Source organism: Steroidobacter agaridevorans, from assembly GCF_009932555.1.
Taxonomy (GTDB): domain Bacteria; phylum Pseudomonadota; class Gammaproteobacteria; order Steroidobacterales; family Steroidobacteraceae; genus Steroidobacter; species Steroidobacter agaridevorans.
Genome location: NZ_BLJO01000009.1, coordinates 411,233 through 420,176, shown reverse-complemented (window position 1 = coordinate 420,176; position 8,944 = coordinate 411,233). Strand labels below are relative to the sequence as shown.

7 protein-coding genes are annotated in these 8,944 nt (G+C 61.1%); all 7 read left to right on the top strand.

From position 1 onward, the window contains the following. Positions 1-1,977 (top strand): DEAD/DEAH box helicase (locus GYH35_RS34710; RefSeq protein WP_202624842.1); only part of this gene is annotated, 1,977 nt, incomplete at its 5' end. Between the two features lie 251 nt (positions 1,978-2,228). Beyond that, positions 2,229-3,470: a Yip1 family protein gene (locus GYH35_RS29700; protein WP_202624840.1), complete on the top strand. Its 1,242-nt coding sequence runs from the start codon at positions 2,229-2,231 to the stop codon at positions 3,468-3,470. A 40-nt stretch (positions 3,471-3,510) separates the two neighbouring features. Beyond that, on the top strand, positions 3,511-4,503 hold the full coding sequence (locus GYH35_RS29695; protein WP_161830297.1) for an NAD(P)H-quinone oxidoreductase: 993 nt from the start codon (positions 3,511-3,513) through the stop codon (positions 4,501-4,503). Between the two features lie 517 nt (positions 4,504-5,020). Next, complete coding sequence (locus tag GYH35_RS29690; protein ID WP_161816184.1) at positions 5,021-5,746, top strand: GntR family transcriptional regulator; 726 nt, start codon at positions 5,021-5,023, stop codon at positions 5,744-5,746. Positions 5,747-5,908: 162 nt separating this feature from the next. Beyond that, a complete protein-coding gene (locus GYH35_RS29685) occupies positions 5,909-6,514 on the top strand; it encodes an RNA polymerase sigma factor (protein ID WP_161816183.1) in 606 nt (201 codons plus the stop codon). A gap of 28 nt (positions 6,515-6,542) precedes the next feature. Next, positions 6,543-7,595, top strand: coding sequence for a FecR family protein (locus tag GYH35_RS29680; protein WP_161830296.1), 1,053 nt, complete (start codon positions 6,543-6,545; stop codon positions 7,593-7,595). Between the two features lie 172 nt (positions 7,596-7,767). Continuing rightward, complete coding sequence (locus GYH35_RS29675; protein ID WP_161816180.1) at positions 7,768-8,793, top strand: FecR family protein; 1,026 nt, start codon at positions 7,768-7,770, stop codon at positions 8,791-8,793. Positions 8,794-8,944 lie beyond the last annotated feature (151 nt).

Here is an 8,944-nt window from a genome sequence, read left to right as displayed (position 1 = left end):
GCGGCCGCCATCAGCGACGAAAGCAAAGACATCGTGCTCCGCTACAACCGCGACGATTGTCTCTCGGCCCAAAGGCTGCAGGATTGGCTGGAGAAAATCAGAGGCGAGACGATCGTGAACGGCGCAGCGATTCCACGGCCGGCGGCAGGCAATCCGGAACCCCCGGCGGAGTTGGATGAGCGTCAGCGGCAAGTCGCCGCGCTGGTGGATCGTCTCATTGCCGATGTGCCGACGGATGCGAATGAGCGGACGGCCGAGCAGCAGGCGCGCTGGATCCTGGCGCATTCGCTCGATTGGCATCGACGAGAGCAGAAGTCATCGTGGTGGGAGTTCTTCCGCCTGGCCGAGCTGACGCCCGAGGATTTGCTCGACGAGCGTGCTGGCATCGCTGGGCTGGAATATCGCGGCAGCGTTGGTGGAACCGCGCGAGCGCCGATTCATCGATATCGCTTTCCTCCACAGGAGTTGGAGGTGAGCGAGGGCGACAGTCTGTTCCTGAGCGCTAAACAGAGATTGGGCGTGGTCGCCGCCATTTCGCTCGAAAGCGGCACCATCGACATCCGGAAGCGCGGTGACACCGCATCGCTTCATCCGCAAGCAGCATTCGCACATGACTCCGTGTCAGTAGAAGTCATGGCGGGCGCGTTGCTGCGTCTTGGGATTCATGTCGCTGATAACGGTATGGCTGGTGCGGGCGAGTATCAGGCGGCGCGAGATCTTCTGCTGAAAATCCCGCCGCGCTTGGATGACGAACCTCTGCAAAGGGGCGCTGAATCGGCGAGCGACGCCGCCGTTCGCGTCTCGACCAAGCTGGCAAGCGGAGTGCTGCCGATTCAAGGGCCGCCCGGTGCGGGCAAGACGTTCACCGCGGCGCAGATGATCTGCGCGCTGGTGAAGGCCGGCAAGAAAGTGGGCGTGACGGCGAACAGTCACAAAGTCATCCGCAATCTGCTCGACAAGGTGGTGGAGCAGGCCGACCGCGCAGGTCTTTCCGTGCAGTGTTTGCAGAAGGTTGCCGAGAAAACCGCCGATACGAGCGGTATTCGGTTCGAAACGGATAACGAGAAGGCGCTCGCGGCGGTCGGCACGTCATGTCAGGTGCTAGCTGGCACGGCGTGGCTGTGGTCGCGTCCGGATGCGTTCGAGATTGTCGATGCGCTGTTCGTGGACGAAGCCGCGCAAATGTCGCTGGCCAATGTCCTGGCCGTGTCGCAAGCCTGTCGAACCTTGGTGTTGCTCGGCGACCCGCAGCAGTTGGAACAACCGATTCAAGGCAGTCATCCGGAGGGCACCGACGTGTCGGCGCTGGAACACGTGCTCGACCGCGCGGCGACCATCGGCAAAGAACAAGGCTTGTTCCTGGAGCAGACCTGGCGTTTGCATCCCGACATTTGTTCGTTCACGTCGGAGCTTTTCTATGAGGGCCGGCTCGCTTGTCGGGTGGGCCTGGGGCATCAAGAAGTCATATCGCAGGGTCGCATTCGTGGCACGGGATTGCGATACCTGCCGGTGCTGCACGAAGGAAATCAGAACACCGCGCCGGAAGAGGCCGAAGCCATTCGACGCCTGGTCGAAGAAACATTGGCGTCGGGTGCGTCGTGGATCGATCGCGACGGCCGCTCTCATCCAGTCACTCTCGACGATATCCTGATCATTGCGCCGTACAACGCGCAGGTGATCGAGATTCAACGCCGGTTGCCGCAAGCCCGCGTTGGCACGGTCGATAAGTTTCAAGGGCAGGAGGCGGCGATTGTCATCTACTCGGTGACGACGTCATCGCACGCCGATGCGCCGCGAGGCATGGAGTTCCTGTACAGCTTGAATCGGCTCAACGTCGCGGTGTCGCGAGCCAAGTGTGTTTGCGTGCTGGCGGCGTCGCCAGCGATCTTCGAGCCGGCGTGCGATACGCCACGTCAAATGGAATTGGCGAACGCCTATTGTCGTTATCGGGAGCTGGCCACCGCCTTGCACGGTTAGACCTTAAGGTCAGTGCTGCCGCCGCGAGCCTTCTGGCATACATAGATCCGTGCGGTTGCAGTCTCGAAGCACATACAGTGCCTGCCGTCGAACTCGCTCGAGCACGGGTGAGAGTTGGGCGGCAATTGCTAATTTCTTAGACAAATTAGATACTTATTGGCACCGGCGGAGTCGCCGGGCGGGACCGCATCGCCTCCAGCGCCAACCTCTTACTACGAATCAGGAGAGTCCTTGTGGATCTCAATAAGTTAATGGCTCGCGCCAAAGCCATTCTGCTGTCCCCCAAAAGCGAGTGGCCGGTGATCGCCGGCGAGCCGACCACCGTCGCGGACCTGTACAAGGGCTACGCCATCTGGCTGGCCGCGATTCCAGCGATCTTCACGTTCCTCAAGATGAGCGTGATCGGCACCTCGGTCATGTTCGCCGGCACGATCCGCATCGGCATCGGCGCTGGCCTGAGCTCGATGGTGATGAGCTATGTGCTGGCGCTGGCGATGCTCTATGTGCTGGCGCTGATCGTCGATGCGCTCGCGCCGACTTTCGGCGGTCAGAAAAATAGCATCCAGGCATTCAAGGTGATCGTGTATGCGTACACCGCCAGCTGGATCGCGGGCATCGCGCAGATCCTTCCCACTTGGCTGGGCGTCCTGTTGATGATCGCCGGCGGCATCTACAGCATTTATTTGATGTATCTCGGCCTGCCGCAGACGATGAAGTGTCCGCCGGAGAAGGCGGCCGGATATACCGCTGTGATCGTCATCATCGCGATCGTCGTGGGCGCCGTCATCGGCGTGGTCGTCGGCAGCGTCGCGGGCGTCGGCAGCATGATGGCCGGCACGACCTACAACTCTTCGAGCGATGACGACGACGTTCAGTTCGATGAGGACAGCGCGCTCGGCAAGGCGCAGAAGTGGGCCGAGGAAATGGAAGCCGCCAACAAGAAGCTCGAAGACGCCCAGAAGTCGGGCGATCAAGGCGCGCAGGAAGAGGCGATGAAGGCCGTGTTCGGCGCCGCGCTCGGCGGCGGTCAGCAGGTAGAATCGCTCGCGCCGGACCGCTTGAAGTCCTTCGTTCCCGAGGAACTGGCGGGCCTGAATCGCTCGAGCCTGTCCGCCGAGCGCAATGGCGCGATGGGCCTGCAGGTCTCGACGGCGACGGCAACGTACTCCAACGATTCGGGCCGCGAGGTCCGGCTCGAGATCACCGATGCCGGCAGTGCCAAGGGCCTGCTGGGTCTGGCCAGCTGGGCCGGCGTGGAGGGCGAGCGGGAAGAAAATGGTCGCCGCGAGAAAACTTTTCGCGAGGACGATCGTTTGATGCATGAAGAGTGGGATAGCAATGCATCGCAGGGTCAGTACACCGTGGTCGTCGGCGATCGGTTCACCGTGAAGATCGAAGGCGCGGCAGACAGTGTGGCTGAGCTGCGTGAGGCGGCGGAGCAGTTGGATCTCGACGGCCTCGCCGATCTGCGGACCGAAGGCGTCAAGAACTGACGCACTCGAGAGAGTTGACGAACCGGGTTGAGGTGCAGATATGAAGATCGTCGATGTTCCACAACCCGGTGGTCCAGATGCACTCGTCGTCGCGCAGCGTCCCACGCCGACGCCGCAAGCGACCGAAGTGCTCATCAAGATCGCGGCGGCCGGCATCAATCGCGCGGACGTGCTTCAGCGCAAGGGCGGCTATCCGCCGCCGCCCGGTGCGCCGAGCTATCCGGGTTTGGAATGCGCCGGTGTCGTGTCAGCCGTGGGATCCGCAGTCCGGGATTTCAAAGTCGACGACAAGGTGTGCGCGTTGCTGCAAGGGGGCGGCTACGCCGAATACTGCGCAGTGGATGAAGCGCAAGTGCTACCGATTCCTGGCGCGCTCGGCATGGTCGAAGCGGCATCGCTGCCCGAAGCTTATTTCACCGTGTGGAGCAATGTGTTCGAGTTCGGCCGTCTGCAGCCCGGCGAGAGCTTGCTGGTGCATGGCGGCTCCAGTGGCATCGGCGTGTCCGCCATTCAGCTTGCAAAGGCGCTGGGGCACACCGTGTTCACGACGGCGGGCAGCGATGACAAATGTCGTTTCTGCGAGCAGCTCGGCGCCAAGCGCGCGATCAACTACAAAACGGAAGATTTCGTCGCTGTGATTGCCGAAGAAACCGGCAAGCGCGGCGTGAATGTGCTGCTCGACATGGTCGGCGGCAGTTACCTGTCAAAAAACATTGCTACGCTGGCCGTCGAGGGCAGGCTGGTGATCATCGCCACGCAAGGCGGCATCAAAGGCGAGGCCGACTTGCTGCGTGTTCTTCAGCGCAGGCTGGTGATCACCGGCTCGGCATTGCGTCCGCGGGATGTGACATTCAAGCGATTCATCAAGGCTCGCTTGCTGGAGACCGTCTGGCCGTTGCTCGCGCGTGGCGAGATCAAGCCCATCGTCGACCGCGTGTTCCCGCTGGAGCGTGCGAATGAGGCTCATGCGTATATGGAAAGTAGTGCGCATCGAGGGAAGATTGTGCTCGCGGTCGAGCCGGCCGCCGCCTGATTTCGCCGTTTCTTCGCACATCTCGAAAGTCGAATAAAAAAGTCGCTAAGACCGGCCATCTTTGAGAGTTCATCTCTAGGCACTTTCCGAATTTGCCGTTACTTCGCCGATGCATCACGGCGGGCTCTGGTAGCTTTTGCCGACCCTGTATCGCTGCGTATGGCTTGAGATGCCGCGCCGCACATTGCATCGGCGGCAACAGTGTTACCGGGAATATTACGGCGTCGATAGACGGGGCCGGCTCGCAAGCCGCCTGATCTAAAGGGATTTTTCGACGTCATCAGCGGGTAGTGGTTGAGGGATTCGGCCATGTATCGATTCGAACCAGTCGACTTGAGGCCTCGCGCCTGCTCTCGCGGCTCCACGGCGCCCGCCGAAGATTTCTCTCGCAAACGAATTCTGAAGGCGCATTACCAGAATCGCGCTGCCGGGGGGTAGGGGTGACGACAGAACATCAGGGTGGGACTTCGACGTCTCAAAAGGGCTTCATCTTCAGGTTAACTACGGAGGGCGCACCATGCTCTCGACGGATCCAAGCAAGCGAATCTTTGTGTTGAAACGCGACGAAAGCGGCAGCCGCAAGGCCAGCAGCGATCACGCCGTGGAAGGAATCTACGATCGCATCAAGTCGTTGCTGCTGGCGCATACACTCGCGCCAGGACAGTTGTTGCAGATCGGTACGCTCGCCGAAGAGCTCGGGGTGAGTACTACGCCAGTGCGGGAGGCGCTGACGAGGCTCGCCGCGGAACGATTGATCGTGTTCGCGCCGAAGCGGGGCTTCTTCGCCAAGACCGCATCGGAAGATGAATTGCGTGGGCTGTACACGCTGAATCAAACATTGCTCGACTCGGCGATTCGCGAGTGGAATTCAGCGGCGACGCTCGATGAGGACTCGAAGGTGACTTCGAAGATCTTCGCGTCGGCGCCGTTGTCGGACAAGCCCGATCAGTTGACGCGCACCGTCGACGATCTGTTCGTGCGCATCGCGACGCGCTCGGGCATCGGCGAGCTCGCGGATATCGTTCGTAACTTCAACGATCGGCTGCATCACGCACGCATGATCGAAGGCGAGATCATCGAAGATGCGCTCGATGAGCTGGCGCGGTTACGTCAACTGTACAGCGAGAACAACAAGGAACAATTGCAGCTGGCGCTGCAGACATATCACCAGAAGCGTCGCGAATTGGTGTCATCGATTTGCAAAGAGCTGCTGTTTCGGCCGTTTCTTGCCGAAAATAAATAATGCCATCGCGCCCTCCGGAGGCATTCTTAGCCTCCGGGGGCTAGCATGGTGCTCGTTCCCGGTCAGTACCTAATGACGGACGCCGCCGCGCGCAGGCACACTTGCATCAGCGGGTGAGATAATTGCAGCAGGCGGGTCGCTGCTGAGAAACAGGGAAATCTAGTGATCGACCGCCACAAGCACCTGGAGCGCCGCGAGTCGGGTCTCGCGCACGCGCCGCAGCCCGATGTCGCCGAGCAGGACGGCGCGACATCGATGGAAACTCGCAACGATCGTCTCGCGCTGTGGTTCGACCGCTGGCGCAAGCCCATCCGCAGCTGGTTTTCGAGTCGCGCGTCCGTGCCGCGCGCGGAAGTGGATGATCTTGCGCAGGAAGTGTTTCTGCGGCTGCTGCGTTATAGCGATGACGTCGCGGTCGAGAATCCACAAGGCTATTTGTTCAGGATCGCGGCGAACGTTGCTAACGAGTGGCGCGATCGATCGCGTGTGCGCCAGCCGCACGATCGGAGCTGGCTCGATGAGTTGCAGATCGATCCGGCCGATCAGCCGGACAACACCGCTTTTCAGAACCGCGTCAGCAAACACCTGCAGACCGCAGTCGATCGCTTGCCGAAGCGGCAGCGCGAAGTGCTGTTGCTGCATGTCAACGAGGGTCTGACATACAAAGAAATCGCCGATCGCTTGAATGTGACCTACCGGATCGTTCTACGGGATCTGACCCGCGCTTACGCCACGCTGCGCATGCAGTTGAAGGCTGAAGACCTCTAGGAAGAGCAGGCCATTGAGGGCAAGAGGGATGGAACAAGGCAGCGAAACCGAGATCGACGCGCTCCTGAGCGAGCAGGCGGCGGGTTGGTTCGTGCGTCTGGTGGCGAACGATCTGTCGCCGCGCGAGCGGCGCGAGTATCTGGCGTGGCTGAAGACGTCCGACCGTCATGTCGAAGCGTTGCTCGATATCTATCGCTATCACGGCTACGGGCGCAAAGCGAAGCTGCACATGCGCTCGGCGCCGGACACCGATCCGGAGAATGTGATTCCGTTCGGGCCGCGAGGTCTGACCGTCGTACATCAGCAAGCGCTGCGCATGAAGCGCCGGCGGGCGCGCCTGATGAAAGTTGCCGCGGTGGTTGCGGGCGTTGCGTTCACCGTCGTTGCTGGATGGACGCTGAAGGCCATGTATTTCGATACACGCATCGCCACCGGCCCAGGGCAATGGGATCGGGCGATGCTCAGCGATGGCAGCGTGTTGCGCATCGGGCCGAACACTCGATTGCGTTGGGCGTTCGACGACAGCCGGCGCATGATCGTGCTGAGCGAAGGCGAGGCGGTGTTCGAAGTCGCGAAGGATCCCAAGCGTCCGTTTATCGTGACGACGCAGATTGGCGACGTGCGCGCTGTCGGTACGGAGTTCGGTGTATCGCTGATGAATGCATCGACTGCCGTCGTGACTGTCGCTCACGGCAAAGTCGCAGTGAGCAAACACAACGACGCTCGCATCGTCACGATCGATCGCAGCGGCGATGTGGCGGAGTTGGTCGAAGATCAACAGATTGTTTTGTCGGACAGCGGCGTGCAGCCGGTCAAACAAGTCGATGCGTCGCGTGAGTTGCAGTGGGCGACGGGCTATTACGAATTCCGTGGCGAGACGGTGCGCGAAGCGATCGAGCAGTTCAATCGTCGCAATCGTTTGAAGGTGGTGATGTCCGATCCGGCGATCGGTGCGATTGCCATGCCGTTCACGACAGTAAAGCTCGACGATCCGGAAACATTCGTGCTGATGCTCGCGGCGCGTCCCGATGTGCAGGTCGCTTACGAAAACGCGAGCGTCATTCGACTACTACCCGAGTAATCGCCGGAGCGTGACAACGCTGCTTTGCAGCGGCGTTTTTTCCCGGGCATCGTCACAATCCCCAGGGATGGAGTGCTGCTTTCGCCCGGTCTTCTTTCAGGCGCGGGAGCAACCCAGTCCACGACGGAAGAATTGGCGTCGGTGAGCTGCTGAGGCAGCCAGCGGGGAACCCATGAATCCAACACCACAACAGGGCGCTGTGATCAAACAGGCCGTGGAATGGCATCAGCGGCTCAAGTTGGGCGAGCTGGACCGGGATTTACGGCGTGAGCTCCGCGTCTGGATGCAATCGCCGGAAAACGTCGAAGAGCTGGGACGCCTTTGTTTGATGGATGCGCTGCTGGAAGGCGCGCTCAAAAAGCCCGTGCGGCGCGATCTGCCGAAGAACGTGGTCGATTTCGATTCCTACGCGGACGTGGTACGCCCGCGCCCACGGCCGGTGCCACAACCCGCCGCCGCGCCGTCCCGCTTCAATTTCACGAAACTCGCCCTCGCGGCCAGTGTCATGCTCGCTGTGATCGCGACTTTGTGGGTGAGCATGAGCGGCGCCGACCGGGTCATCACGACGGCGTCGGGGAGCTGGGAAAAACAACTCTTGGAGGATGGCACCGTGGTTTATGCCGGGCCGCACACCAAGCTGCGTTTTCATTTCACGGATGAGATGCGCGGGGTCACGCTCGTGCACGGCCAGGCTTTGTTTGAAGTCGCCAGGCAGCCGGCCTGGCCATTCATGGTGTCCACGGATGTGGGCACGGTGCGCGCCGTCGGCACCGCGTTTGCAACCTCCGATCTGGGCGACACCGTGCTCGTCACTGTGGCCGAGGGCAAAGTTGCGGTCACCGCGACGGCGGTTCGCGAGGGGGTGCAGCCCATGGTGCACGCGATCGCGGATCAGCAAGTGGTGCTGTCGTCGACGGGAGTGAGCACCCCGGTATCGGTAGATGCCGAGAGGGAGCTGATGTGGCTCCGCAATTGGTACGAGTACGAAGGCGAGCGCATCGGCGACATCGTCGCGCAACTGAATCTGCTGAACGACGCGCAGGTGATCGTCGACGATCCCCAGGTGCTACGGCTGCAAGTGAAGTCGCTGAGCTTCAAGCCGAGTCAGCCGGAAGACTTCGTGAGCGAGATCAATCGCTGGTACGCAGGCTTCTCGGGGAAAGCCAGCACCCGCGCGCTGCGGCTGGAGCGGCAGTAGGCTCCATTCGACTTAATCTGGGAGGGATGAGGCGCCTCCGTCAGCCAGTCAAACAGGCGAGGGACAAAATTTCTCTCGCGGCCAGCTAGCCTCTGATTCAGTGATCGATCGGCACAAGCAGTCGGGTGACAAAGATCGTTGGAATTCGTCC